Source organism: Bacillus sp. FSL L8-0167, assembly GCF_038630295.1.
Taxonomy (GTDB): domain Bacteria; phylum Bacillota; class Bacilli; order Bacillales; family Bacillaceae; genus Bacillus; species Bacillus safensis.
The window spans coordinates 3,590,631-3,616,437 of record NZ_CP152027.1 but is presented as its reverse complement, the minus strand read 5'-3'; the positions used below and the strand labels follow the sequence as shown (position 1 = coordinate 3,616,437).

Here is a 25,807-nt window from a genome sequence, read left to right as displayed (position 1 = left end):
TTTTGTACATTCTATTTTTTGGTATAATCAGAGGTAATGTAAGAACGGATAAATTTTTGAACTGAATCGGAGGTCCATATGAAACAGCTTTACATGAAGCAGAAAGTATTTAGTCTGAGCGGCAGGTTTACAGTAAAGGATCAGCAGGAGAACGATGTGTATTTGGTCGAAGGCAGTTTTTTGAAGGTACCGAAGACGTTTACCATTCTGAATACAGAACGAGAAGAAATCGCTGTGATTACGAAGAAAATGTTTAGCTTTTTACCGAAGTTTTTAGTAGAAGTTGGTGGTCAAGAGGTATTGACGATCAAAAAAGAGTTTACGTTCTTTAAAGCAAAATATTCAATTGATGCCGCGGGTATAGAAGTGCAAGGTAACTGGTGGGATATGAATTTCCAGGTGCTCCAGAATGGTGATGTGATCGGCCAGGTGAAGAAGGAATGGTTTACTTGGGGTGACAGCTATAAGGTTGATATTTTGAAAGAAGAGATGGAGCCTGTGATGATTGCATTGGTTGTTGCGATTGATTGTGTGAAGGCTGATGAAGCAGCGTCTAGGTCTTCGTCGTCGGCAACGACGAATTAATAAGTGAGGTGAGCACACTGATCACATTCCAATACAAAGTATTTCTAACAGTCGTCGAATGCGGCAGTTTTACAAAAGCAGGGGAGAAGCTAGGGCTGACGCAATCTGGGGTGAGTCATAATATTGCGAAGCTTGAGTCGGAACTCGGGATTGTGCTGCTTCGGCGGAATCGAAACGGGCTTTCGTTAACGGACGCAGGTGAGCGGGTGATGCCGCATATCCGGCAAATCATGCATCATGCGGCATTGCTTGAGCAGGAGGCGGCGCTCATTCAAGGGATGGAAGTGGGGAGTATCAAGATAGGGACATTCCCTAGTTTTTCTTCAAATGTCCTTCCACGCCTTATTCATCGTTTTACGCAAATCTATCCGCATATCAAGCTGGAGTTATATGAAGGCGGTTATGAGGAGATTGAGGAATGGATCACTTCTGGCACGGTTGATGTTGGTTTTTTAACGCAGTCATCGAGGGAATTTGAGACCGTTCCACTTTTTCAGGATGAATTGGTGGTGCTCATACAAGAGAATCATCGCTTTCATACGAAGAAAGTGATTGAAGTTGACTCGTTACATGATGAAGCCTTTATCATGCCGAAAGCGGGCTGTGACATACTCGTCAAGAAGCTGTTAAAAGAAAGAGGCGGCGTGAAGCCTCATGTTTTGTTTGAAATTGAAGACAACAATACGCTTATTTCTATGGTTCAAGAAGGACTTGGGGTCACGATCATTCCAAAATTGGTTTTGCCGCCGCACATACCTCATACGAAAGTCATTCCACTGGAGACGAGCGTCTTTCGTGAGGTCAACCTGGCGCTCAAATCATTCAAAGCAGCTTCCCCATCGGCCAAAAGATGGATCGAAACGGTCAAAAATCATTTTAAATAGAATCAGCTTGAACAGGAAGTCCCCATTCAAGCTGATGTTTTATAAAGTTAACACGCCGCGGATCGTGATGACAGCTGCGCCTGCCACTTTAATCACCGGCTTTGATTCATTCGGAATGACTGTGATACGAAGCATGCCAGGTCTGCCGATGGCATCCCCTTGGGCAATGTTCAGGTGAGTGATTTCTTGCTGAGAAATGATACCCTCCAAATAAAGATATCCAGCCAACGCCCCGTTTGCTGCCCCCGTCACAGGATCTTCTGGTATACCAATCCCAGGTGCAAAATCCCTCGTATAAAGATCGCATTCTTTTGAGGTGTGGAACGTATAAAGGTGGGTTGTCGAGATGCCATGCTCTTTATTCATTTTAGCTAAAGCCGCTAAGTTCGGTGCCGCTTGATCAATGTCCTGTTGGTGCTTCATCGGCACAAGAAGATGCCAGTTTCCGGTGTTTGCTAATTTGATAGGATAGGATGGATCGATGCGGTCACTGCTCACACCAAGCATGTCACTAAGCTCTTCTAAATCGATGACAAAATCTCGCGTCCTCGGTGGCACCTGCGTCATTTCCACATCAACGACCTTGCCTTTTTCTTCGTGCCATTCAACAGGCACATTGCCGATCTTTGTTTCTAACACGATCCCTGATCTCTCTTTAGCCAGCCCTAGCTCCGTTGCTAGAAGCCAAGTCAATCCAACAGTCGCATGCCCGCAAAAATTGACCTCTTCCGTCGGTGTGAAGTATTTGACGCGATAATCGGCTTTCTTATCATGGGCAGGAAGCAAGAAGACGGATTCCGGTAAATTCAACTCCTTGGCGATGCTCTGCATATCATCTTCTGTTAAAAACTCACCATCCAACACCACCCCAGCGGCATTTCCTCCAAATTTCTCAGTTGTAAACGCATCGACATGATACACTCTAATGTCTCCCATGTGACGAACCCTCCTATACACTCTTGTTACGTTAATCATAAGTTTGTTTGATGCATTCGTAAAATGAATCTTTTTGATGGTTTAAATCGCAAGTGTTCATGTAAGAGAGGGAGTTTTCATAGAATAATAGTTTAAGTAAAGTATAATGAAAGAAAAAATGAAGCGAGGGATATGACATAACTACAGGTGGGTATATCAATATCGGACTCGTTTTTTATGAAGACATTCATATACCAAATACTTTTCGCCAATTGATTGATTATCTTCTTCAAAAAGACATGTCTATTAAGAAAGTAAAGTTTAGTCTGGACCCTGACGGAGAAACATGGATTGAACACAGTGTTAAAGAGAACATCATCAAAGACGATGATTTTTCTGGTTATTATACAGAGTTTGAATTGTCAGGCATAAGTTCAGATCGAAAAGGAAGGACAATCAACATACAAAAAGAAACGGGTTTCGTAGGATTCGTTCTCAGTTTAAATTGGACAGAGGTTGTTTCTCATGATGTCATTCATCTTCAGCAGAAGATCATACGCTGTCTTGTGGATCTTTATCATACGATGACGTTTGAATATGCGTTCATTGGACATGAAATTGAAGTCGAAATTCATCCAGATGAGTTTGAAAAGTGTCTGCAAGACCAGCATGCTTTTCCAGTTGCACTAATTGGCAAAGGAAATCACATAGACATTTATTATGGTGATGTTGGGATTGATGGCCTATCTTCTCAAGAAAGAAGGATGGAATGTTTAAAGGTTAAAAGATAAAAGTAAGAAAGCCTCCTGACACCAGGGGGCTTTTTCCATCCATCACCCATAATAATTATTCGCTTGAATAAAAAATTGGGATTGCATGTAGTTATACGTGATTTTCGAGAAGTCGAAGGGCTGGCCGTTTGTGAGATGAAAGACCGTCTCGACGCGGAGAGCGGGATCGTCTTGCTTAAGTCCGAGGTGCTTTGCTTCGGTTTCATTAAGTTTGCCTACTTGTAAGTACATATCGGAGAAGCCGACTTTGAGTCCAAGCCCTTCACTGATGAATTTAAAAACAGAGTCGGCAGCAATTTCTGTGTTGAGATAGGGAATGATCGTTTTTCGGTAATAGGATTCTTCTAAACATAACGTTTGCCCATTGATGTAACGAATGCGTTTTAGATAAAAGACATCTTCATCTTGTTCAATGTTCAAATTAAGTGCAGCTTCTTCGGACGGCTTGATGGTGTCTAGCATTAAAACTTCTGATGTCAGTTGAAATTCCTCTAAATCTTTTTTAAACCCTTGGTTGGATAAAAGGCTGATGTAGCCCTTACGGCGGTGTCTTCGAACAAAGATGCCGCTGCCCCTCACTTGATAGATAATTCCTTTTCTTTCGAGTAAGTCTAATGATTTGATAATGGTACTTTTGCTCACAGCAAATTGGCTCATGAGTGTTTCGAGTACAGGGAGCTTATCCCCTTGCTGCAGCTCATGGGTGACAATATATTTTTCAATATCGCTCGCAATTTGTTGATACTTTAACATGGCCATTCCTCTTTGTTTTCACGATTTATTGTTCTTGTATTATAGCACATACCAAATTTCCTTTGATATGCCAATTGAAATTATATATGTATTGATATATTGTACCGGTATAATTATAATGTACATATACTAGTAGTGATAAAGGGGGGTTTTATATGTCAAAAGTGAGGGATTATCAAAAGCTTGCAGAAGACATCTTAGAGGCAGTTGGCGGAGAAGAAAATGTGGTGAGTGCCGCAAGATGCGCCACGCGGCTGCGTTTGGTCTTGAAACGTTCGAATCCAAAGGCAAAGGAAGCAGTCAATGCGATGCCTGGCGTCATTACCGTGGTGGAAAACGGCGGTCAATTTCAGGTCGTCATCGGTCAGCATGTTGGTGAGGTCTATGAGCATTTTTCCAGCCTTGTTCAGCTGCAGCCGTCTGAAGATGACCAGGTAAATGAAAACAAGGGAACGGTGCTGAATCGTGTCATCGCGACCATGTCTGCTGTGTTTGCGCCATTTGTGTATATTTTGGCGGCAGCTGGTATTTTACAAGGTGCACTTATCCTCATTAATTTATTATTTCCAAGCTTCTCGAAAACGGGAACGTATGAAGTCTTTAGCTTTATTTCTTGGGCGCCGTTTACGTTCTTGCCTATCTTTATTGCCATTACAGCTGCCAAGCATTTTAAAACGAATATGTATATCGCAGTAGCGTGTACAGCAGCGCTTGTCAGTCCGGCTTGGACGGAGATTGCTGGACGCGTGGCATCAGGGGAAGGCGTTACCTTTTTAGGCATAGCGTTATCTGAAACGGTTTATACGTCATCTGTTTTGCCGCCGTTATTCTTGGTATGGATCCTTTCATATGTAGAGAGATTTTTAAACAAACGCATTCACGAGGTGGTCAAACCGTTATTTGTCCCATTTATCTGTATGGTTGTCATGGTTCCGTTAACCATTCTATTAATTGGTCCACTTTCGACAGCAGGCGCAAATGGAATTGCAAACGGATACAATGTCTTAGCAGAAAATGCCCCAGCTTTAGCAGGCGCCATTATCGGAGGTTTCTGGCAAGTGCTTGTCATTTTCGGTGTTCACTGGGGCATCACACCAATGGTGCTCGCCAACTTTGAACAATATGGACGTGACTCCTTCCAGGCATATCAAACCATCGCTGTTATCGCTCAGGTCGGCGCAGTGTTAGGGGTTATTTTAAAAGCAAGAAACCGCGAAACACGAAAAGTCGGGGTGTCAGCGGGAATCACGGGTCTCTTTGGAATTACCGAGCCTGCGATTTATGGGGTCACCTTGCGTTTCAAGAAACCATTTATTTTCGGATGTATATCTGGAGCGGTCGGGGCCATTGCTGCCAGCTTCTTTACGCCTTATTACTTTGCGTATGCAGGGTTGCCTGGTCCACTGACGATTGTAAATGGAATTAGTTCAGACTTTCCAACATCGATCATCGGCATATTGATTGGTGTCGCAATTGCGCTGATCTTACCAGTTGTGCTCATTCAAATGTTTGGTTATGGGGAAGATACAGTGGAACAGACAGCCGGTGCAACGTCTGATAAAGATCAAGTTGGAGAAAAAATGAATGCTTCGATGAACAATGAAGAAACCATTCCTGCACCGCTTGCAGGGAAAGTACTCCCGTTATCTGAAGTGCCGGATGCCGTATTTAGCTCTGGGGCAATGGGCAAAGGATTTGCGATTGAACCGACAGACAACAAGCTGTATGCACCGTTTGATGGCAGTGTCGTCATGCTTGCGCCGACAAAGCATGCAATTGGACTGCGTTCAGAATTTGGTGTGGAGTTACTTGTTCATGTAGGAATTGATACGGTTTCGCTAGATGGCTCAGCATTTACTCTTCATATCAAAGAAGGCAGCAAGGTGAAGAAGGGTGACTTGTTGATGACATTTGATCAAGAAGCCATTGAAAGCAAGGGATTAAACACAATCACACCTGTCATCATCACCAATACACAAGCGTACGAAGATGTGATTATAGAAGAACAATCGACATGCCAGTCAACAGACGTCATGATCACAATTGTGAAATAGGAGGAATGAATAATGACATTACCAAAAGAATTTCTATGGGGCGGAGCATTAGCTGCACATCAATTTGAAGGTGGATGGAATGAAGCAGGAAAAGGACCAAGTGTTGTAGATGTGATGACAGCAGGTGCTCACGGAGTACCGAGACAAATAACTGAAACGGTAGAAGAAGATAAATTTTATCCGAATCATGAAGCGATCGATTTCTATCATCGTTATAAGGAAGATATCGCGTTGTTTGCCGAAATGGGTTTGAAATGCTTACGTACATCGATCGGCTGGAGCCGGATTTTCCCTAAGGGAGATGAAGCGGAACCGAATGAAGCAGGCTTACAATTCTATGATGATGTATTTGATGAACTGCTCAAGCATGGCATCGAGCCTGTGATTACGCTGTCTCACTTTGAGATGCCGCTTCATTTGGCAAGAGAGTACGGCGGGTTTCGCAGCCGAAAAGTCGCTGAGTATTTCGCGAAATTCGCAGAAGTATGCTTCAATCGATACAAGGACAAGGTCACATACTGGATGACATTTAATGAAATCAATAACAAAATGGATGTCAACAACCCACTATTCCTTTGGACAAATTCAGGGGTATCAGTCAAAGAAGGCGAAAATGCCAAAGAAGTCATGTATCAAGCAGGACACCATGAATTACTTGCAAGTGCATGGGCAGTAGCCAAAGGAAAAGAGATCAATCCTGCTTTCCAAATTGGAGCGATGGTGTCTCACGTGCCAATCTATCCGTATTCCTCAAATCCAGAGGATGTCATGCTTGCAGAGGAGTATATGAGACAGCGCTATTTCTTCCCAGATGTACAGGTTCGCGGCTACTATCCGAGCTATGCATTAAAAGAATTCGAACGCGAAGGGTATCATATTCCATTTGAAGAAGGCGATGAAGAAAGCTTAAGAAAAGGGAAAGTGGATTATCTAGGCTTTAGCTACTACATGTCGACAACGGTTAAAAGTGATACTGTGTCTGATCACAACGGAGACATTGTCAACGGAGCCCTGCCGCATGGTGTAGATAACCCTTATATCAAATCAAGTGACTGGGGCTGGTCCATTGACCCGACAGGCTTAAGATATACATTGAATCGTTTTTACGATCGCTATCAAATCCCGCTGTTCATCGTAGAGAATGGATTTGGTGCAATAGATCAAGTGGAAGAAGACGGTTCTATTCACGATCCAGAAAGAATTCAATATCTCGCTTCTCATATCGAAGCACTGAAAAAAGCGATTGAATACGACGGTGTGGACCTTATTGGCTACACACCTTGGGGCATCATTGATATCGTGTCATTCACAACAGGTGAAATGAAAAAACGCTACGGCATGATCTACGTTGACCGCGACAACGAAGGTAACGGCTCGATGAAGCGCCTTAAAAAAGATTCGTTTACTTGGTATCAAAACGTCATCGCAACGAACGGTGAAGAAGTGTAATAAAGGAAAATAGAAGCCCGGATGAGCGTGGTATATGCTTGTTCGGGTTTTTCATCGTTTATGTTTTAATAGAGCCTGAACACAAAGGAAGAAGAGGGTAATAGGGACAAAATAGTTCATTGGATTGTGAAAGATCTTGATGTTCAAGTATATTTGAAGAAGAATCCAAAAGCCGAATAACAGCAGGAATGATTTTTTTATACATATTAATTCTCCTTTCGAGAGTAGTTTGTTTTAGTTGGCATTTTCTCATATCATTGCAGAAATTGAAAAGAGATAAAGATATTCATAGGTTCTATTACACAATTTGGTATAATTGATCTATAAAAACGATAAATGGTAGATGAGGAATAGGAGTTGTTGAAATGAATCAAACTCTGCAAATGGGTGCCAATACCGTACTAAATTCTCCAAAGGGGCAAGTATCCATCAGTTATGAAGTGTCATCTGCAATTGATATTTCTTTAACTGCGTTTCTTTTAACAGATTCAGATCTAGTTCAAGGAGATAATGGCATTATTTTTTACAATCAGCCGGAGAGTGCTACGGGTGTCGCGACACTTTTACCAGCAGAGATATCAGATCAGTTGAAAAGGCATCAATTGAATTTTGATATGAGTAAAGTGCCTGTTGGAATCACAAAGATGGCTATTACACTAACAGAGGATCAAGGAATTGGCTTTTCTCAAGTGAAGAATCTGCAAGCAGAAATTCGAACAGGTGATGAGGTGCTATACCTAACACCAGTAAACTTTACAAATGAAAAAGGGATTGTCGTAGTAGAGCTGTATATCAGAAATAGTGAAACGAAAGCACGATCCATCTGGCGTGGCTTCAATTCTGGATTGGAAGGGCTATGCAAGCTTTATGGGGTGGAGGTTGAACCTGATGAACAAGATGTTTCTTCACCTCCTCAAATGGCTTCTGAAAAACAAATTGGTGAGCCTGCTCCAATGAAGACAGCTGCTAAAGAGAAAGTGGCTGCACCTATTAGTTTAGAGAAAGTTCAAGGTAAAATTAGTCTAGAGAAAGGTCATAAACCGATCATCATTGAAAAAACGCCTGAGATTACAGCTACAGTATCCTGGGAGTCTGGAACGGATTATGATATTTATGCATTGGTCTATACGAAGGCAGGAAAACAAATAGATGTGGCCATGTTTGGCGCAAAAGGTGTTCCAGCTCTCAAAAGTTACGGTAACGGAGCTGTAGAGCATATGGGAGATGTCGGTAGAGACCGTGATTCGCTGAAAACAGAAGTCATTAAATTACGGTTAAATGGCGATATCCTTGCTATTGTTCCGGTTGTTTATTCTGCTCAATCAAACGGAACAGGTTCCTTTTATAGATATAAGGTATCTATGAGTATCGATAATCACCAAGGAACGTCTGTGACAATTCATGCCAAACATGCGAATGATAATGATAGAATTTATTCTTGTGTGCCGGGGATGCTTCAAAATACAAATGATGGGGTGATCATCCGTCCACTAGAGCTTTACAGCAAACCCAATTCCGAGCGCAGACCTAAATTAAAAATGAAATCATCTAATGAAATTGATGTTTTGATGGATAAAGGACCGATCAATGATTATAAATAAAATGAATGTATGGCTGGACAAAGCAAAGTGCATTGTCTAGCTTATTTTATTTGACCTTTAAATAGAGAGTCTATTCCATTTTTTGTGTCATTTAGCCTATTTTTCCGTTTTGAGGGGCACGGTAAAATAGACTTTATGATCAATAATGGAGGGAGTGACTTCTTCTGGGCAAGATACTTGATGCAAAAGCACTAACAAGTGCCATGGACACAAGGGCAAAACACTACCAGGAACTCCGCGAACAAATGGTAGATTTAAAAAAGGCATTACAAGGTGTTGCCAACCTCGGAGATGACTTCACTGGGAAAGGTGCCGATAACATTAAAAGTTTCTATAAAGAGCTGTCTGGAAATGTAGACATGTTTATCAGCTTCATTGATAAGCAAAAAGCCTTTCATGAAGGTGTTTCTGGGACACTGGATGATACGAGCTTTGGCGGCGATACCTTTGTAGAAGAACACTTTTTAGACAACGCAGTACATATGGGCATCAAGAATGCTAAAAGCATTGTGAAGGATCAAAAAAAGGCACTCAAAACGATTTTTCAAGACATTGATGATCTCATTTCCCTAGAGGTATTTGATAGCCAAACCTTTGATGAAAAAATAGAAGATGCGGAAGATGAACGAAAAAAGACGGTCAAAGATCTAATAGAGCTTGATCAAAATTTAAAAGATGAATATGCTTTGTCAGAGACGGAGCAGCAAGCTACAATGGCATTGTATGCTGAAATGATGAATGCGACAAATGACGGAAAAGCGATTTCGCCTATGAATTTTGACAAGAAAGCGTATCAAAATAGCGACATCTACAAGGCAAAAAGCGATATTGAGAAGCAAACTTCTGAATATCTGAAAATCAAAAAAGAACAAGAAGAAGCCCGAAAGATTGCGAAGGAACAAGAAGCCCTCGCCAACCGCCCTTGGTATGAAAAAGCCCTCGATTATGGTGGAAACATCGTGAATGAACTGACCGGCGTGAACGATGCAAAACGTGCCGCAACAGGCGTTGATCCAATCACAGGCGAGGAACTCACCACAGGCCAGCGAGTCGCGGCAGGCGGCATGGCAGCAGCAGGCTACATTCCTATCGTTGGCTGGGCAGGCCGCATTTTCAAAGGCGGAAAAGCTGTCTATAAAACGACCCAAACCACATTAGCCGCGGTCAGGGCAGTCGACATTTACAAGACATCACAAAAATCCTTTGACGCCCTGAAAACATCGCAAAAAGGCTTATATGGCCTCACTGCCACCAACGGCTTCAGCGAAGCGATCACAGGCCGAGACATGTTTGGAAATAAGGTCTCGAAAGGACAGCAGGAAGCCAGTATGAATGCGGCGCTTGGGATGCTTTTGCCATTTGGAGCGAAAGGGTTTCATGGTAAAATGGGGATTAAGGGTACGGGTGAAATTGGTTGGAATATGTCAAAAGGCGGAGGAGAAATAAATGGAAGAAAGTATTCTCAGCATGCTTTGGAAAGAATGGCACCTGATATTCCTGAAGTAAAAGCTACTTTAACAAGTAGAGCAATCAAAAAAGCTGAAGAATTAGGATTTAAACCACAAACAAAAGAATTTAGTGATTTCATCAAAAAATATGTTGATCCAAGAAATATTCCACCTTCAGTTATTGAAGACGCTATAATGAATACGAAAAAGATACCTGGTAATAGAAGCGGAACGTTTGTTCATGAAACACGGGATGTCAAAGTGATTATAAATGAAGCAGGCGATGTTATCACAGTTATACCGAAATAATTAATAAAAGGATGAATACGAATGTTTATCAAGTATGATGAATATGATCTATTAGAACTTTTTCAAAGTGAGCCGGTGAGTATAACAGGCAATATAGATGATGGAGAATTAATTTATACTTACAAAGATGACCAAAATTTCAAGGTGATTTTAACTTTAGACGTATATAAGCAAACGAGTAGTCTAAGTATTACATTTAAAGATTCTATAGTATTTACAGGTGATTTTAATAATGTAACAAGTATAAAAAAAGATGACAATGCTATGGTAATGAACGTGGGCGAAGAAGAGAGGCTAAAAGTTAAATTTTATAAACAAGTTGGAGTGGAGTTACTTTAAAATAGCCTTATTGTATTAGAAAGAAATATAAAACAATTATGATATTCTCTCAGATAAATCAGTAGGTGAAGTAGTTGATACTTCTAAATATAATGTTATTGTTATCATACCTTGACTGGCTATATGCCTTTCAAGGTTTTTGTGTTTATTGGCTTTCATACCGAGAAAAAACCGATAAAATAGGAATCTTTTTCCTGAGTGGATCATCGTATGATAGAGACAAGCAAAACGAACGTATTGAGCACTCTAAGTGCCTTGGTTGGTGTCCCCTTTTTTTATTGGGAGACGCGCCTCTCCCTTATCAATGGTGTATCTGGATACGGAACAAAAGTGTTGAGGAATATGGCTATACGAGAGGGACATTCTGAGCCTGAATAGCAACTGGTCTGCGGCAACCGTATCGAGGACAGTTTTTCATTTCAATTGATGATTGACTGTAATTGGCATCCTCTCGGAGTGTAGTCATCATTTCAAAATCTATTTAAGCGAATAGCGTAAGGTGGTGTTTATTCAGCTAACAGTGTTCTGTTTCGAAAGAGACAATAAAGCAATCGAAAAGCATTGCAGCTTGATCAAAATAGCGAAATCTACAAGGTAAAAAGCGATATTGAAAAGCAAACTTCTGAATATCTGAAAATCAAAAAAGAACAAGAAGAAGCCCGCAAGATCGCAAAGGAACAAGAAGCCCTCGCCAACCGCCCTTGGTATGAAAAAGCCCTCGATTATGGTGGAAACATCGTGAATGAACTGACTGGCGTGAACGATGCAAAACGTGCCGCAACAGGCGTTGATCCAATCACAGGCGAGGAACTCACCGCAGGCCAGCGAGTCGCGGCAGGCGGCATGGCAGCCGCAGGCTACATCCCAATCGTCGGCTGGGCAGGCCGTATTTTCAAAGGCGGAAAGGCTGTCTATAAAACGACCCAAGTCACATCAGCTGCAGTCAGGGCAGTCGACATTTACAAGACATCACAAAAATCCTTTGACGCCCTAAAGACATCCCAAAAAGGTTTATATGGCCTCACCGCCACAAACGGCTTCAGCGAAGCGATCACAGGTCGAGACATGTTTGGAAACAAGGTCTCAAATGAACAGCAGGAAGCGAGTATGAATGCGGCTCTGGGGATGCTTTTGCCGTTCGGGGCAAAAGGGTTTCATGGGAAGATGGGGATTAAAGGGAAAAAAATTGAACATCCGGTATTAGATAATAAAAGAGTCGGAAGTGCGTTGAAAAAGCCAGATGGCCAACATGGTTTCAATGATATAATTGACAATTACACACCATTAGCTAAAGAGTTTGATTTGGTTGGTGGTGATAAAACAAAGGTTAAGTTATACCAAATAGAAGGTGGAATGAAATACTATAGTTACAAGGATGTCTATAATAAAGATTTGCGAATAATTGAAAGAGTGTTTTCAGTTAAAGATCAAAATGGTATTTTTGAGTGGATTGTCGATCCAAATAAGGGCGTTACTCATAGAAGGTTTATTCCAGAAGGTGAAATTACAGGATTACCTAATCAAAATCCTAAGAGATAGGAATGAAGAAAAATGAAATGTTCTATAGAGGTCTTAAAAACATATAATATTCACTATGATTGGAAAACTATATATGTAGGAATTAGGCTAGATTTGATTTCATACAAAGAAATAAGCAAGTATGCTGTGGAATATTTATCTAATCATACTGAATGTGAAAATTCTTTAATCCTAGAATTAGCTTGGGGAGATGGCGACCCAGATGAGGATTATAGAAAACTTCAAATGGTTTTGGTAGAATTATATAATGATTTGGTAGAAGAAGAATCCAGTCAATGGGACGTTGAAAAAAGGAAATGGAGATATGGTATAACGTCTCACTTAAAAGAAAAAAATAAGAATTCACCTGAAGAGTTGTTGGATGAGCTTTCTGAAGTATACGCAGATTTTGGCTATCCTGAGGATATGGAACCGTTTATTCATTATATGCCTCCTTCAGATGGTTATAATCCATTACTGTATTCAAAAGAAGAGAATATAAACAGATTAGTATCTCTTTTTGAGGAGTTTTTACAAAAAGAAAAAGCAGTTGTTCAATTAGAGCGATTTTAATTACTGATTAAAAGATGCCTAATGAAAATAGAACTTGAATTCGAACAAGAAGTGACAAACTACTATAAGTGGTTAGATCAAAAAATAAATGAACTTAAACAGTTAAGTGTATATAGTATTAATGGATATTACTTTTTAGATAATGGTGGAATTAAGACTTTTCAAAGTTACTGTCAAAATGAACTAATCGAAATTTTTAGCGATCAATTGACTAATTACCATTTTTATATCTTTCTGAGTAAGAAAGTAAGTGATGCACATTCGCGAATAGAGAGATTCCGAAAAGTATGGAAATCTATTGATTCAGACATAAATACTTCAGGTTTTGAAAAGGGGCCAGAATTACTTTTAGATGAACATGAAAAACATTTTTATGTCAGTGTGGCCAAGGTTCCTCAACATGATTTAGATAAAGCATTGCGAATAATGGATCAGTATCAATCTAGTTTCATGATTGCCAGTAGAAGGGATTCTATGCTCTCAGAGGAATCTATAAAAGATTTGTTTTACTCAGGATTGGATAAGAATAGTCATGAAGTAGATTATCAAGCGCTTTTTTTGAAGTATGGTTTGAATAGTGAAATTATCTTTAGATGGGGATCTGTTCTAAATGAGGCCGAATTGGCAATGATTTTAAATCAAGATCATACCCAGAAAATACGGGAGCGAATACAAAGTCATTCATAGTATCTTCAAAATGATCCCGTATATTTTAAACAATCACTATATTCGGGACTGATCCCCCGTTTTTGAGAGACTGGGATCAAAACACTGTATGAAACAGCCAGTTGTCGAAACTCTTTCGATGACTGGTTGTTTCATTTCTATAGAATTCGAATAGTGGTATATGGATTTTATAAAATCGCTGAGTAGTGTTTGTCAGGTGGTAGAGATGAAAGAAACCTTCTGGTTTTAATTTCTCATGTTTATCTTGATATTCAGGTCTTTACCGTCTTCTAACTTGTGGATGAAAGCGATGATGTCCCCCATAAGGGTACAATTTCACATGTGTACAATTCTTAATTCATGGAAGGTTCTCGTTAAGTCTGTATTTAGTTGTTCGCATCTATGAATGAAGACCTAATGAGGTATTTATCGTAATGATAAAGTACAAAATGGAAAGTGGATGTTGAACTGGGTAATATAAATAACAACAGAAATTCAAAAATCGAAACCTTAAAAAGAAAAAGCAGAAGACAGCATTTAATGAACAAATTAAGCTATATGACACTTCCAGAACACCCCTTTTTAGATATTGAAGAAAAATCAATTGTTTTGTCAGAAGGTGCTTGCTTTCCTTCAATCGAGAGAACATAAAATCCAAATACATAGAGAACACTATCGAGAGCATGAAATTGCAGCACTTTAATTGAATGTGAAAAAAGCTTTTATTCTTTTAAATCGTCTTCTTGAACAAACAAAATTTTTAAGTGGGTGTGGGGATTTTATTTTTGGCAGAATATTTCCGTTTTGGATTATGCATCGAGAGAACGGAATATTTTTATGAGCTAAGTATTTGGGGGCTGCGATGAACAGAATTGAGACATCATTTAAGGAGTGGAATGAACCACTCCTTTTTTCTATCGATGGTGTCATACGCTTGATCGATGAATTCCCTTCAAATTTAAGCAATTCACTATCTTTACCTTTCGCATTCGTATAAAATAAGAGCAGTGAAAAATTGAAGAAATGCTTGATACATGAAGGGCGTGTAAGCTGTGAGCTGCATGACATGATGAGATGTATGAACGTGAAGGCTGCAAAGCTGTTCTTCCTCACATATGAGATCTTGTAAGCGTAACCATTATTTGTCACTTCATTGCGATGGTGTTGAGGGGTGTGTCAGGATGAGGAATCCGTATGTGAGAACGGCTTCTAGTCTGTATATTAATTATTTTTTATTAGGTATGGTCAATATTATTTTGGCTTCAAATATGCCATTTTTAATCAAACAATTAGATACCAATAGTGCGGGAATTAGTTATATGATTTCGGCGCTTGGCATTGGCAGGGTGCTCACGTATGGTTTATCAGGTGTACTGTCAGATCGTTTTGGGCGTAAGCTGGTCATTTTGGTTTCTGGTGTGCTGATGGCGGTGTTCCTCATCGGAATCCCATTGTCTCCGAATTATCAAATCGCGTTTGCATTTGCGATTTTGGCAGGCGTCGCGAATTCGGCAATGGATGCAGGAACATATCCTGCGTTAATGGAGGCTTTTCCGCAAAACTCGGGATCTGCGAATGTGATGGTGAAGGCCTTTATCTCCATTGGGGCAACCATTTTGCCACTGGCGATTTTCTTTTTAGCAGAGCATGATTTGTTTTATGGAATTTCATTTTTTGTCCCTGCTCTGATCTATCTTGTGAATGTCTTGATGCTGTGGACCTTGCCATTTCCGAATCATCGTAAGGTGGAGCAAGTCCAGGTAACGGAGTATGACGGACTTCCGCGCTTCTCGACAGAGCCTACATTTTGGAGGGAAGGGATCGCACTCATTTTGATCAGCTTTACGTCAAATGGACTGTATGCGCTGCCGCAAATTTGGCTTCCTACGTACGGTGAGGCCATCTTGGGGATGGCATCGGGCAGTGCTGTAAAACTGCTCAGTTACTATAGCATGGGCGGGCTGCTGTCTGTCGTGATGCTCGCGTTTCTTTTGCGCCGCTTTGTCCGTCCGGTAACTGTACTGCTGATCTACCCAATCATTACACTTGTTTCCATTTGTGTGCTCTTGGTCGTGAAATCCCCAGTTATAGGAACCGTCAATGCTTTTGTATTGGGATTTTCAACGGCAGGAGTTTTTCAGCTGACGTTAACTGTGATGGCTGAATTCTTCTGGAAAAACAAAGGGACGATGACAGGGATTATCTCTACAGCGGGCGGCGTGTCGGCTATCGTCATCCCGGTCGTAACAGGTTTAATTCAGAGTCACGCGTCCATTTTACAAATCTTTATGTTCGATGCAGTGGTGGCTGTTGCGGCCATTATCGGCGCACTGTATATCCTGTATCGATACCGTCAAATCATGATACATGATTAAAAAAAAGACGACCTCCGCAGGAAGTCGTCTCAGCGTGTAGAGCTGAAAACAAAGGGCTAAAATGATCATCATTTTAGCCCTTTGTCTTTTTTATTTTAGAAACGGTCATTTTCAAAAAGAATTTGTTTTACTTGATCAACTGGCATATCTTCACCAGTAAAGAGTTTGTAAGCAAGTGCACCTTGCCACAGCATCATTCCAAGACCGTTAATGGTTTTGGCGCCAGCTTCCTGTGCTTGCGCAAGAAGCTTTGTTTTTTGCGGGTTGTATACGACATCTGTCACGATCAAATCTTCACGAAGTACATCAAGTGTATCATCGATAATGCTGAGTTGATCCAGTGGTTTCATGCCAAGGCTTGTCCCATTTGCCAGAATTGCACTTTCTGCTACTTCACGGCGGAACGCGTCTTTGTCTTCAAGTGGGAAAATGTTTGCTTTGACACCGAATGATTTCATTTCGTTGTTGATATAATTTACATTTTCTTCTGCTTGAACAAAGTATTGATCATTACGAGCAAAAATACTAATTTCACGAATGCCGGACTGTGCAAGCTGAATCGCAATCGGAGTCGCAGCACCGCCAGAGCCAACGAGAGTGACCTTCTTACCAGCTAATTCAACACCATGTTCAATCAAATTTCTTACATATCCAAGACCATCTGTGTTGTAGCCGATGAGCTTACCATCCTTGTTCACTACAGTGTTACTTGCACGTGTATATCTTGCAGAATCATCTAGTACGTCTAAGTAATCCAATACTTTCATTTTGTTCGGCATAGAGACGTTAAATCCAGCTGCACCCATTGCTTTCATACCATTTACGGCTGCTTCTAGTTCATCATTCCCTACTTCAAATGCAAGGTAAGCATAGTTGAGACCTGTTAGTGTATAGCCAAGGTTATGCATACGTGGTGAAAGGCTGTGCCCGATTGGTGTAGCAAGAAGACCAACTAATTTTGTTTTCCCATCAATATTACGTTCATGTATGTTTGTCATGATTGACATCTCCTTTAATTATCTAAATAATTTTTTCATGCGTCCAAGAACAAAGACCGCTAGTAATATGCTAATAACTGCGATGATCATATCGAAAAATAACGTCATTTTAATATCGTACGTGCTGACCAATCCACTTGTAATGAGCGGCACGAGTATAAATGCTGAGCTTGCCGCAATGTTGACATAGGATGAAGCCGTTGCTTTGTTTGTCGGGAACAATTTCATCATAATACTCATCGCCAGCTGGAAGATTCCCGCTGTAAATAGTCCTAAGAAGAAGGTGCTGACAATGACAATGCTGTAAGTTTCAACTTGGAATAGTGCAAGCATCGCAAGGAACGCCCCAATTGGATAAATGATCGCGACCATAATCGGTGAAATGAATTTATCTAAGACGATCGAAAGCAATAGAACAGATACCAGTGCACCAATACTAAAATAAGATAGAAGCTGTGTAGCTTGTTCTGTGCCAAGTCCGATTAATTTTAACCCGAGCTGCGGAAGCCATGTCTGCCATACGACAAACAATGCAGTCGATGTGAATCCCATCAGTACAACAGCTAAACCTTCGCCAAGCATTTTTGGTTCTTCTTTCAGCTGGTCCTGTACTGGAAGAGCGTCTTGTGAAGAAACTTGCTTATGGTTCGGGAATGGCATAAAGAGTAAGTAAATCCCTACAAGTAAATAAAGAAGCCCTAGTCCAAAGAACGCCCAGCCCCAGAAGATGTCATGTGCCACTAGGAACGCCAAGATAAATGGAAGAACAGTCGCCCCAATGGATACAGACGCTTTTACTAAAACAGAAGCCGAACTTGCTTTTTTCGGAAATGACTCTGACAAAGCAGGATAGGTTCCTGAATCAAGCAGTGAGTTGGCAATACCTGCTGATATCGCAAAGATAAATGCCAGTGTATAACTTGTTGTCGTTGGAATACCGATTAAGAATAATAAGTAAAGAAAATTTCCTGTAATAATGACAGGCTTACGTCCCCAGCTGTCGGCTAACCGGCCTGAGAAAAAGAGCGCAATGAGTTTACCAATTCCGATCGCCGATACAAGCAAGCTGATTTTCGGAATATCCACATGGTAGCGTTCAGATAAGCTGTCCATGTTGGAAGCTACAATAATATTGATCATGCCAAGCATGAAGTAGTTTAAATACATGCCAAGTGACGATTTTATATAAGGATTTTTCATGTTCCCACTCCTATATTGAAACCCCATTTAAGGTCAAATTCTTTGTATACCCTTTGTTATTGTTTCCTTCAAAATGAATAATATGAAGCCCATCACAACACCCCTTATGTGATTGATGAAAAAATAATGAATATTCATCTGTTCTTCAATCAAGTACATCGTTCTACTAAAATGTAAAAAATAATAACAGCCTTGATAAGGAAGTGAAACTTCATGATTTGATCAGAATCATAAAAAACCACTTTTAACTGTTTTTTGATAGAAATGATGATATGACGAAATAGGTATAACGATATACTAAAAGAAGCAACGAGATAAATATACTCCTGCATTTTAAATGTGTCAAGTTTATGACTTTGTGATTTAAAAAAAGAAAAATGAAACAAAGAAATAGTTGACTTGATCAATAAAAAAAGAGAATTGCTGCACACAATTCTCTTTTTCATCATGATGGAGAGGTTTCTCTAATATGAAGTTGAGGCTTTAAAATCAATCGCTGCAGCTCTTCATCCTGTTCGTTCATTTTATGATATAAAAGGTTCGCTGCTTTTACCCCGATGGATCGTGGGAAGGAGGAAACAGTGGTGAGCGGCGGATGATACATTTCTGCTTCAGGAACATTATCAAATCCAACGACATCGATATCTTCACCAGGCTTGATGCCCCGTGCTGACAGTGCTTGAATGACCCCAAAAGCGAATAAGTCACTAAAACAAAAAATAGCAGTAGGGGGCTCAGGCTGATCCATCACTTGGGCAAGTGCTTCTTTCCCGCCTTCACGAGTAGGTTCTATATCAATAATAAGAGAATCATCAATCGTCACATTTTCTTCGTCATGAGCTCTTTTGAAACCTTTCATCCGCTCAATCCAAGTCGAAGAAGTCTTGATGCCGCCTAAAAAAGCGATGCGGCGATGCCCTTTTTGAAGAAGATGATGAACCGCCATCCAAGTACCTTGTTCATAATCAACACCGACATAGTCACATTGCACATCTGATAATTCACGATTTGCCAGTACTTTTGGGGTGCGAATTTGATTTAATTGTTTGACCGTTCGAGCAGAGCTTTTCGAAGCTGGGTTTAAAATAATCCCGCCCACTCGGTGCTCTACCATGGTGGAAATGAGCCGCTCCTGTTTATCGACACTGTCAAAGGTCGTACCAAGTAAAACAGTATAGCCCAGTGACTCAAGCGTGGTTTGCACGCCAATTAAAAACTCCGAAATAAAGGTGTTAGAAATATCCGTCACAATCACACCCACGATATTTGAGCTTTTTGACCGCATGTTGGCAGCAACGCGGTCGTATACGTATCCTAATTCCTCCATGGATTGCAGTACTTTGTTTCGAGTGGCTTCAGAGATTCTAGGATTATTTCGAACAACGAGTGATGCCGTTGAAGTCGAGACACCGGCATGCTTGGCGACTTCCTGTAATGTAACACGCTGCTTGTTCATTTTTTTCATTTATCTTCACCAACTTCAATGGATTGCCTAACTTTGTTCATCATCAAGAGGGATTTCTCTATCAGACGAGCCGAACATCTTTTGATTTATTATACATGAATCAGGGGGGGTTGATGAAGTGAAGACATATGAGTAACGCCGTAAATCATAAAAGATTACCATTGACAGCTTTCAGATTGAGGCGTAAAATATGAAATTATTCAGAAATAGCAACATTTTAATTAAATAACAAAGGCTATGAATGCTGTGGGTCACACTATAGCAGGAGCAGCTTCTGGAGAGACCGCATGTATGTGCGGCGCCGAAGGGTTCACAATCTCAGGCAAAAGGACAGAAGAGTACGAAATATTGTATTTGTGGTGCATGGATGATGCCGTGTATGACTTTTCTCTATTTTGCTATTCTTTTATGACCGTGAGATTGGAGCGCATCCAATCTCTTTTTTTATGGACTTTTTTAAAGGGTTCATTATTTCAGGATAAGATCGTGTCGTAGGAGGGTGTTAGCATTGGCACAACAAGAATTAAAACGTGATTTATCAAACCGTCATGTACAATTGATTGCCATTGGCGGAACCATTGGAACCGGGCTGTTTTTAGGATCCGGAAAAGCTATTCAATTGGCAGGTCCTTCAATCATTTTTGCTTATTTAATTGTCGGGATGGCCATCTTTTTTGTCATGAGGGCACTCGGAGAATTGCTTTTATCGAAGGCAGGCTATCAGTCATTAACCGATATTGCAGAGGACTATCTCGGCCCGTGGGCTTCCTTTGTGACAGGGTGGACCTATTGGTTTTGCTGGATTATGACAGCGATGGCGGATGTCATTGCGGTCGGTGTGTACGTGCAGTATTGGTTTAAAATCCCGCAGTGGATTCCTGCCATCATTTGTTTATTGATTTTACTAGGATTGAATCTATTAACGGTGAAGCTTTTCGGAGAAATGGAATTTTGGTTTGCACTCATTAAAGTAATTACGATTCTATTATTGATCGGGGTTGGAATGGTTCTTTTAATCATTGGTTTTCAAACAGATGCCGGACCGGTGACAGTAACGAATTTATGGTCTCATGGCGGGTTATTCCCGAATGGTGTCACAGGTTTCTTATTGTCATTCCAGATGGTGATTTTTGCGTATGTGGGAGTTGAACTGGTCGGTGTGTCCGCAGCAGAAACAGCCAATCCGCAAAAAAACATCCCTTCTGCGATTAATAAGATTCCATTAAGAATTCTATTTTTCTATGTGGGAGCGATTTTTGTCTTACTATGTATCAACCCATGGACTGAACTCAGCGCATCAGAAAGTCCTTTTGTGAAAACCTTTGGACTCATTGGGATACCAGTAGCAGCAGGGCTCATTAATTTTGTTGTGTTGACGTCTGCGGCATCAGCTTGTAATAGCGGCATGTTCTCGACGAGCCGTATTCTGTATAATCTCAGTCATCAAAAGCAGGGTCCAGCTTCCTTCGGACGTCTGAACAAGCATGCTGTCCCAAGCAATGCCCTGTTTGTTTCGACGATTGTGGTATCGGTTGGAGCTCTTTTAAGCAAGCTGATTCCCGAACAAGCCTTTGGTATTGTGACAACGATCAGTGCCATTTGTTTCATTTGGGTATGGAGTATTATTTTAATTAGCCATTTGAAATATAAAAAAACACGGCCTGAATTGCATGAAGCATCTACCTTTAAAGCACCTTTCACACCTTTTGTGAATATATGTGTTTTAGTTCTCTTCGCTGCGATTCTAGTGATCATGCTGTTTGCAGATGCAACACGCCCCGCGCTCTTATTAACGCCGGTCTGGTTTGGTTTCTTACTATTGATTTATGCACGAAAGAAACGCCGCGCGTCATAATGAACGGAAAAAGCACAGCCTTTGCATGAGGCTGTGCTTTTGTTCATTTAACGATTTCTAATCTTTAGCACATAATTTGCATTCAAAATGATCAAAACAACCCCAATGACCATGATTGAGAACAGCTGAGAGTGATTGGCTCCAAGGGAATACACAATCAAAATAAACATGGCGCCGGTCAATAGAACATTCATCATTTGATACGTGTGAAACAGTCCGCCAAGCATCACATGCTTTTCGCCTTCGTCTGAAATAGCGAGCAGCTTTTTACTATAATCTTTGTCAGATGGACTTGGCAGGTTGCGATTAGGGTAGACAAGCTTTAGAACAGATATCGCTATATATGAACTGATAATGGAGACGATAAATAAAGCAGCATTGACGAGAATCAACCAGAGTGGCTGCTCGGTGACGATCGCGATACCGATGGCAACAATGGAAAAAATGGTACTTACCGTATTGGCTAAAGTCAAATCAGTAAAGGTCCGATATTGTTTTGCCTCCAGTTCATCCTCTTCATCTCCAGAAACCGAAAGAGATACTCTTTTTTTCATACGTGAAATCCCTGAAAAACAATAAATAATCAATAAAATCGTCAATCCACTGATGACAAGAGTGGCTTCAAATGCAACATCAAGAAGTGTCATTTCAAATTCGGCTGCCAGCAGACAGTAAGCGCCGAGAAAGCCAAGAAGAGCACCTAAGAGCATTTTGTATACAGTTTTCATGAGAGTTCATCCTCCTCGAATAGAAAAATACGTTCAATGGGTTCCTGAAAAATTCGTGAAAGTTTAACAGCGAGCAATAGAGACGGCATTAACTCATCTCGTTCCATTAAGCTAATGGTTTGACGAGAGACCTTTGCACGCTTTGCAAGCTCAGTTTGGTTTAAACCATCTCGCGCACGAAGCTCTTTTAACCGATTTTTCATTCTGTCACCTCAATTTTGGTTGAAATCTTTCCTTAATTGTAAAGCATTATATTCATTTTGACAAGTAAAGTTGTCAAAATGATAAAAATAATTGTCAGAAAGATCATCTTTATTGAAAAGGTGAACCATGATACGCTAAAGAAAAGAGAAACAGAAAACAGGTGATGTCCGTGTTCATTGATCAATTAAAAAATGACTTACATCAATCACAACCGTTGTTCATTGGAGAAGAGACAGCGTTCAAAGCAGCAGTCCTTATCCCTTTGGTGCAAGTAAATGGAGATTGGCATATATTATTTGAGGTCCGATCGTTGACCATGAGAAAACAGCCGGGGGATATTAGCTTTCCTGGGGGCAAGCTTGACGGCAGCGAAACTGCACAGGAAGCTGCACTGCGAGAAACACATGAAGAGCTGGGCATTCCGCCAGAATCGGTCGAGATCCTTGGACAGCTCAGTCCTTATATCGCTTCTCCATCTTTTGTGGTATACCCATATGTCGGTATCATTGATGAGCAAAAAGTGAAACACTCCTTTAATCAAGAAGAAGTAGAGGAGACTTTTACCGTGCCTCTATCATGGCTCAGCCAATATGAGCCGTACTTACATCATGTATCCGTTCAGCCAACACCAGGAGAGGACTTCCCTTATGAAAAAATCATGAATGGTGAAAAATACAGCTGGGGAAGCCGTTCGATTGAGGAATGGTTTTATGATTACGAAAACTACACCATATGGGGATTAACAGCCCGCATATTAAAGCATTTTGTGACCGTTACAAAAAGAAATTCCTAGAGAGTCGCTCTCTAGGAATTTGTTGTATTCAGACGGTCCTTCGCTGTTTGTTGACCTTTACTTATTGAAATAGGGGATTTTGCTTGGCTCAGTCCGTAGGAAGGCATGTTCACGTAGATGGATTCATACGAGCCGGCTTGAATTTGGTACGTTTCATGATAAATTCCGACGGCATCATTATTTCGTGTTCTTTGGTTAAATTCTTTCCAAGCAGCCAAATGCTTCTCCATCTTGGCATAGGCAAGGAGGTCATCTGTTGATTTCCAATATTGAATCATCGCTGTCGTGCGTAATCCAAAGTAATTCTCTGTCCCAAGAAAGCCAAGCTCATCTTGATGGGTATACAGTTCCTTGATCATGCCAGGCATCGCTATGAACACAGGCAGCCATTGATGAATGGCCCAGCGTTTGTTGATCCTCATTCCGATGATGAACACAACAATCGAATCAGAATTGTCCGTTGTAAATCTGCCCGCACGTATGTCTTTTTTCATTCATTTACCCTTCCTTCTTCATCGAATGGAATGTGTCCACGCACCAATCAATTCCTGCTTGAGCCACTCTTTTTCCATAATCTAAAGTAAACAGCCAATACTTCGCATCCGCTTCATCTGGATAAAGCTCTTGAATGTTTTGTTCAATCGCAACATATGTCTCATAACGAATACGGAGCTGCCTCTCATAATCCTGTAAAAGCACCAATTTTTTCTCAAACGAAAGATATTGACCGAAGAATAACTTTAATAACACCTCATTACGCTCTGTTGGTAACTGGTCGAGCGGCTGCGCCAGCCACTCTCTTAACGTATCCAGTCCTTTTTCAGTCAAATGATATTCCCGCTTGTCTGAGCGGCTAGAAGCAGCAGCAGGTGAAACTTCCGCAAGGCCTTCCTCGACTATTAACTTTAAAGCTGGATAAATTTGTCCATAACTGATTTTCCAAAAATGATGCAGGCTTCTATCAATTAATTGCTTCACTTCGTACCCCGACTTACAATCAGTCGTTAAAATACCTAAAATCGCATACGTCGTATCATTGTATTTTTTCATATCAGCACACCTATCTAAAAGATATATCTTTTAGATATATAATAAATAATGTGAAGTGGCAGATACAAGGGGTTGTTGAAAATAAATTCGATAAAGGGAGTGGATATTTACCTGATTTTGTTAATCAGAGAGGTGAATCACTCATATATATGGATGATCATTCATCAGATTATATATTGGAGGGGTACGTATGAGTAAATCGAAAATCTGGTTTGTGGCTGTCCTGACGGTATTAGTCCTTGGTGCAGTCAGCTGGTCAGCCTATCAAGCAATCGGAAAAAAGAGTGCATTAAATCAATCCTACGCCTTTGCGCAGAAAACAAAAGAGGGCGTGAATTGGTTTAAGGTAACGGAGAGAAAAGGGAAAGTAACCGGTCACTTGAATGAAACCATTTTAGAAGAAAGTCCGGAAATGCATTTTGATCCGAATTTATTTAAACATAAATATCAATTAACTGGAAAAGCAATAGAAAACGGTTATGAATTTGAAGTGAAGCGAGGAAAAGATCCGGTGATGTATGAAGTACATGTTGCTGGAAAAGATCTTTCTGTGAAAAAACAAGGTGAAAACAAAAGCATCACATACAAAGCAGTTGATCAAAAAAAATTAAATGCGTATCAAAAAGCCATTCAAGATCGATATGATGAGTTAATTGATGACTCAGAAACTAGATTTTATGATTATTTAAGAGACTACATCAAGAAAGTAACAGGTGCTTATGGTTATCTGTATACTGCGGAGGATGGTTCATACCAACTATTTCTACAAGTAAAGCACATGCATATTGAGTCTGAATGGTCAGGGGCCTTTCTAATGAGAACAGTTCCAGGGGATGGTGGTGAACCTTATAAAGAGACGAAACATAAAGCGGGTGGTGTTTCTGATGGAATCATGTTTGATATCAGTACCTATCCTCAAATCGAAGAGCACAAAACTGGTATTATCGTAGGCTCAACGAATCGAGGTGCAAAATCAATAAAACTTCCTCTGAAAATAGCAGGCGGCATCGTAGAATTTAAACCAGTCTCGAAGCAGGAATATCAAAAACAATCTGAAGCATTTAAAAAGCAGGCAGAAGAAAAGAAAAAATAGATGTTGATAACCAGATGAATGAATAAATTTATCTGGTTTTTTATAATGAAAATAGTTATTTGTGGAAAAAGGAGGAAGGTAAACGCTTCAACTAATTAAGGAAAATGAATTTGGGTATATAGACCTTAATAATTTTTAGAAAAATAAATGTTGACGCTTTC

Annotated in this window: 23 protein-coding genes, 1 pseudogene and 1 riboswitch; of the genes and pseudogenes, 15 read left to right on the top strand and 9 right to left on the bottom strand. The window is 40.5% G+C overall.

Features of this window, described 5'->3' with window-relative positions; genetic code table 11:
• Positions 1–78 precede the first annotated feature (78 nt).
• A complete protein-coding gene (locus MHB66_RS18640; RefSeq protein WP_041118400.1) occupies positions 79–585 on the top strand; it encodes an LURP-one-related family protein in 507 nt (168 codons plus the stop codon).
• Between the two features lie 8 nt (positions 586–593).
• The gene (locus MHB66_RS18635) at positions 594–1,469 is read left to right on the top strand and encodes a LysR family transcriptional regulator (protein WP_227001689.1); all 876 of its coding nucleotides are present in this window, start codon (positions 594–596) and stop codon (positions 1,467–1,469) included.
• A gap of 39 nt (positions 1,470–1,508) precedes the next feature.
• Here the strand turns inward: MHB66_RS18635 and MHB66_RS18630 are convergent, their stop codons facing one another.
• Positions 1,509–2,405 carry a PhzF family phenazine biosynthesis protein gene (locus MHB66_RS18630; RefSeq protein ID WP_034283556.1) on the bottom strand — a complete coding sequence of 299 codons (897 nt, stop codon included), beginning with the start codon at positions 2,403–2,405 and terminating at the stop codon, positions 1,509–1,511.
• Between the two features lie 176 nt (positions 2,406–2,581).
• On the opposite strand from MHB66_RS18630, the gene MHB66_RS18625 reads away from it, so the two are divergent.
• Positions 2,582–3,175 carry an Imm64 family immunity protein gene (locus MHB66_RS18625; RefSeq protein ID WP_111927713.1) on the top strand — a complete coding sequence of 198 codons (594 nt, stop codon included), beginning with the start codon at positions 2,582–2,584 and terminating at the stop codon, positions 3,173–3,175.
• A 42-nt stretch (positions 3,176–3,217) separates the two neighbouring features.
• Here MHB66_RS18625 and MHB66_RS18620 read toward each other — a convergent pair whose 3' ends face one another.
• A complete protein-coding gene (locus MHB66_RS18620; RefSeq protein ID WP_034283554.1) occupies positions 3,218–3,928 on the bottom strand; it encodes a GntR family transcriptional regulator in 711 nt (236 codons plus the stop codon).
• Between the two features lie 155 nt (positions 3,929–4,083).
• On the opposite strand from MHB66_RS18620, the gene MHB66_RS18615 reads away from it, so the two are divergent.
• The 9 genes and pseudogenes from MHB66_RS18615 to MHB66_RS18575 all read left to right on the top strand — a co-directional run bounded on the left by MHB66_RS18615 (position 4,084) and on the right by MHB66_RS18575 (position 16,260).
• Positions 4,084–5,982 (top strand): beta-glucoside-specific PTS transporter subunit IIABC, encoded by a 1,899-nt coding sequence (locus MHB66_RS18615; RefSeq protein ID WP_046312629.1) that lies wholly within the window; start codon positions 4,084–4,086, stop codon positions 5,980–5,982.
• A 9-nt stretch (positions 5,983–5,991) separates the two neighbouring features.
• A complete protein-coding gene (bglA, locus tag MHB66_RS18610) occupies positions 5,992–7,431 on the top strand; it encodes a 6-phospho-beta-glucosidase BglA (RefSeq protein WP_024427599.1) in 1,440 nt (479 codons plus the stop codon).
• 365 nt (positions 7,432–7,796) lie between these two features.
• Positions 7,797–9,032, top strand: coding sequence for a TerD family protein (locus MHB66_RS18605; RefSeq protein WP_046312632.1), 1,236 nt, complete (start codon positions 7,797–7,799; stop codon positions 9,030–9,032).
• A 164-nt stretch (positions 9,033–9,196) separates the two neighbouring features.
• Positions 9,197–10,789, top strand: a complete 1,593-nt coding sequence (locus tag MHB66_RS18600; protein ID WP_268748725.1) for a T7SS effector LXG polymorphic toxin — start codon at positions 9,197–9,199, stop codon at positions 10,787–10,789.
• A gap of 21 nt (positions 10,790–10,810) precedes the next feature.
• Positions 10,811–11,128 (top strand): hypothetical protein, encoded by a 318-nt coding sequence (locus tag MHB66_RS18595; protein WP_041118379.1) that lies wholly within the window; start codon positions 10,811–10,813, stop codon positions 11,126–11,128.
• Between the two features lie 573 nt (positions 11,129–11,701).
• Positions 11,702–12,667 (top strand): annotated as a pseudogene (locus MHB66_RS18590) (pre-toxin TG domain-containing protein); the annotation flags it as partial.
• A gap of 12 nt (positions 12,668–12,679) precedes the next feature.
• Positions 12,680–13,219: a DUF2247 family protein gene (locus MHB66_RS18585; protein WP_046312634.1), complete on the top strand. Its 540-nt coding sequence runs from the start codon at positions 12,680–12,682 to the stop codon at positions 13,217–13,219.
• A gap of 21 nt (positions 13,220–13,240) precedes the next feature.
• On the top strand, positions 13,241–13,906 hold the full coding sequence (locus MHB66_RS18580; RefSeq protein ID WP_046312636.1) for a hypothetical protein: 666 nt from the start codon (positions 13,241–13,243) through the stop codon (positions 13,904–13,906).
• Positions 13,907–15,066: 1,160 nt separating this feature from the next.
• On the top strand, positions 15,067–16,260 hold the full coding sequence (locus tag MHB66_RS18575; RefSeq protein WP_046312638.1) for an MFS transporter: 1,194 nt from the start codon (positions 15,067–15,069) through the stop codon (positions 16,258–16,260).
• A gap of 95 nt (positions 16,261–16,355) precedes the next feature.
• Here the strand turns inward: MHB66_RS18575 and MHB66_RS18570 are convergent, their stop codons facing one another.
• The 3 genes from MHB66_RS18570 to MHB66_RS18560 form a co-directional block, all read right to left on the bottom strand.
• Positions 16,356–17,258 carry a shikimate dehydrogenase gene (locus tag MHB66_RS18570; protein ID WP_046312639.1) on the bottom strand — a complete coding sequence of 301 codons (903 nt, stop codon included), beginning with the start codon at positions 17,256–17,258 and terminating at the stop codon, positions 16,356–16,358.
• An 18-nt stretch (positions 17,259–17,276) separates the two neighbouring features.
• A complete protein-coding gene (locus tag MHB66_RS18565) occupies positions 17,277–18,458 on the bottom strand; it encodes an MFS transporter (RefSeq protein WP_034281431.1) in 1,182 nt (393 codons plus the stop codon).
• A 445-nt stretch (positions 18,459–18,903) separates the two neighbouring features.
• Entirely contained in the window at positions 18,904–19,923 is a 1,020-nt protein-coding gene (locus MHB66_RS18560) for a LacI family DNA-binding transcriptional regulator (RefSeq protein ID WP_034281429.1), read from the bottom strand.
• A gap of 264 nt (positions 19,924–20,187) precedes the next feature.
• Positions 20,188–20,267, top strand: a riboswitch (glycine riboswitch).
• Positions 20,268–20,431: 164 nt separating this feature from the next.
• Here MHB66_RS18560 and MHB66_RS18555 point away from each other — a divergent pair.
• Entirely contained in the window at positions 20,432–21,778 is a 1,347-nt protein-coding gene (locus tag MHB66_RS18555) for an amino acid permease (protein WP_034281427.1), read from the top strand.
• A gap of 47 nt (positions 21,779–21,825) precedes the next feature.
• Here the strand turns inward: MHB66_RS18555 and MHB66_RS18550 are convergent, their stop codons facing one another.
• A complete protein-coding gene (locus MHB66_RS18550; protein ID WP_046312643.1) occupies positions 21,826–22,506 on the bottom strand; it encodes a DUF3169 family protein in 681 nt (226 codons plus the stop codon).
• Entirely contained in the window at positions 22,503–22,709 is a 207-nt protein-coding gene (locus MHB66_RS18545) for a helix-turn-helix transcriptional regulator (RefSeq protein WP_003215336.1), read from the bottom strand. Before MHB66_RS18545 ends, MHB66_RS18550 begins: the two co-directional genes overlap by 4 nt.
• Positions 22,710–22,879: 170 nt before the next feature.
• Here MHB66_RS18545 and MHB66_RS18540 point away from each other — a divergent pair, with 170 nt between their 5' ends.
• On the top strand, positions 22,880–23,503 hold the full coding sequence (locus tag MHB66_RS18540) for a CoA pyrophosphatase (protein ID WP_046312645.1): 624 nt from the start codon (positions 22,880–22,882) through the stop codon (positions 23,501–23,503).
• Positions 23,504–23,514: 11 nt separating this feature from the next.
• On the opposite strand, the gene MHB66_RS18535 is transcribed toward MHB66_RS18540, so the two are convergent.
• Both MHB66_RS18535 and MHB66_RS18530 read right to left on the bottom strand, forming a co-directional pair.
• Complete coding sequence (locus tag MHB66_RS18535; RefSeq protein ID WP_046312648.1) at positions 23,515–23,997, bottom strand: DUF4188 domain-containing protein; 483 nt, start codon at positions 23,995–23,997, stop codon at positions 23,515–23,517.
• Between the two features lie 4 nt (positions 23,998–24,001).
• Entirely contained in the window at positions 24,002–24,553 is a 552-nt protein-coding gene (locus MHB66_RS18530; RefSeq protein WP_046312650.1) for a PadR family transcriptional regulator, read from the bottom strand.
• Positions 24,554–24,743: 190 nt separating this feature from the next.
• On the opposite strand from MHB66_RS18530, the gene MHB66_RS18525 reads away from it, so the two are divergent.
• Entirely contained in the window at positions 24,744–25,646 is a 903-nt protein-coding gene (locus MHB66_RS18525; protein WP_046312652.1) for a hypothetical protein, read from the top strand.
• Positions 25,647–25,807: the final 161 nt, after the last annotated feature.

Bases quoted from the DNA above. Each gene is read 5' to 3' on its own strand.
- MHB66_RS18545 (WP_003215336.1), bottom strand. From the start codon at position 22,709: ATGAAAAATCGGTTAAAAGAGCTTCGTGCGCGAGATGGTTTAAACCAA.
- MHB66_RS18595 (WP_041118379.1), top strand. From the start codon at position 10,811: ATGTTTATCAAGTATGATGAATATGATCTATTAGAACTTTTTCAAAGT.
- MHB66_RS18580 (WP_046312636.1), top strand. From the start codon at position 13,241: ATGAAAATAGAACTTGAATTCGAACAAGAAGTGACAAACTACTATAAG.
- MHB66_RS18630 (WP_034283556.1), bottom strand. From the start codon at position 2,405: ATGGGAGACATTAGAGTGTATCATGTCGATGCGTTTACAACTGAGAAA.
- MHB66_RS18640 (WP_041118400.1), top strand. From the start codon at position 79: ATGAAACAGCTTTACATGAAGCAGAAAGTATTTAGTCTGAGCGGCAGG.
- MHB66_RS18560 (WP_034281429.1), bottom strand. From the start codon at position 19,923: ATGAAAAAAATGAACAAGCAGCGTGTTACATTACAGGAAGTCGCCAAG.
- MHB66_RS18525 (WP_046312652.1), top strand. From the start codon at position 24,744: ATGAGTAAATCGAAAATCTGGTTTGTGGCTGTCCTGACGGTATTAGTC.
- MHB66_RS18605 (WP_046312632.1), top strand. From the start codon at position 7,797: ATGAATCAAACTCTGCAAATGGGTGCCAATACCGTACTAAATTCTCCA.
- MHB66_RS18550 (WP_046312643.1), bottom strand. From the start codon at position 22,506: ATGAAAACTGTATACAAAATGCTCTTAGGTGCTCTTCTTGGCTTTCTC.
- MHB66_RS18575 (WP_046312638.1), top strand. From the start codon at position 15,067: ATGAGGAATCCGTATGTGAGAACGGCTTCTAGTCTGTATATTAATTAT.
- MHB66_RS18620 (WP_034283554.1), bottom strand. From the start codon at position 3,928: ATGTTAAAGTATCAACAAATTGCGAGCGATATTGAAAAATATATTGTC.
- MHB66_RS18530 (WP_046312650.1), bottom strand. From the start codon at position 24,553: ATGAAAAAATACAATGATACGACGTATGCGATTTTAGGTATTTTAACG.
- MHB66_RS18565 (WP_034281431.1), bottom strand. From the start codon at position 18,458: ATGAAAAATCCTTATATAAAATCGTCACTTGGCATGTATTTAAACTAC.
- MHB66_RS18585 (WP_046312634.1), top strand. From the start codon at position 12,680: ATGAAATGTTCTATAGAGGTCTTAAAAACATATAATATTCACTATGAT.
- MHB66_RS18535 (WP_046312648.1), bottom strand. From the start codon at position 23,997: ATGAAAAAAGACATACGTGCGGGCAGATTTACAACGGACAATTCTGAT.
- MHB66_RS18615 (WP_046312629.1), top strand. From the start codon at position 4,084: ATGTCAAAAGTGAGGGATTATCAAAAGCTTGCAGAAGACATCTTAGAG.
- MHB66_RS18570 (WP_046312639.1), bottom strand. From the start codon at position 17,258: ATGACAAACATACATGAACGTAATATTGATGGGAAAACAAAATTAGTT.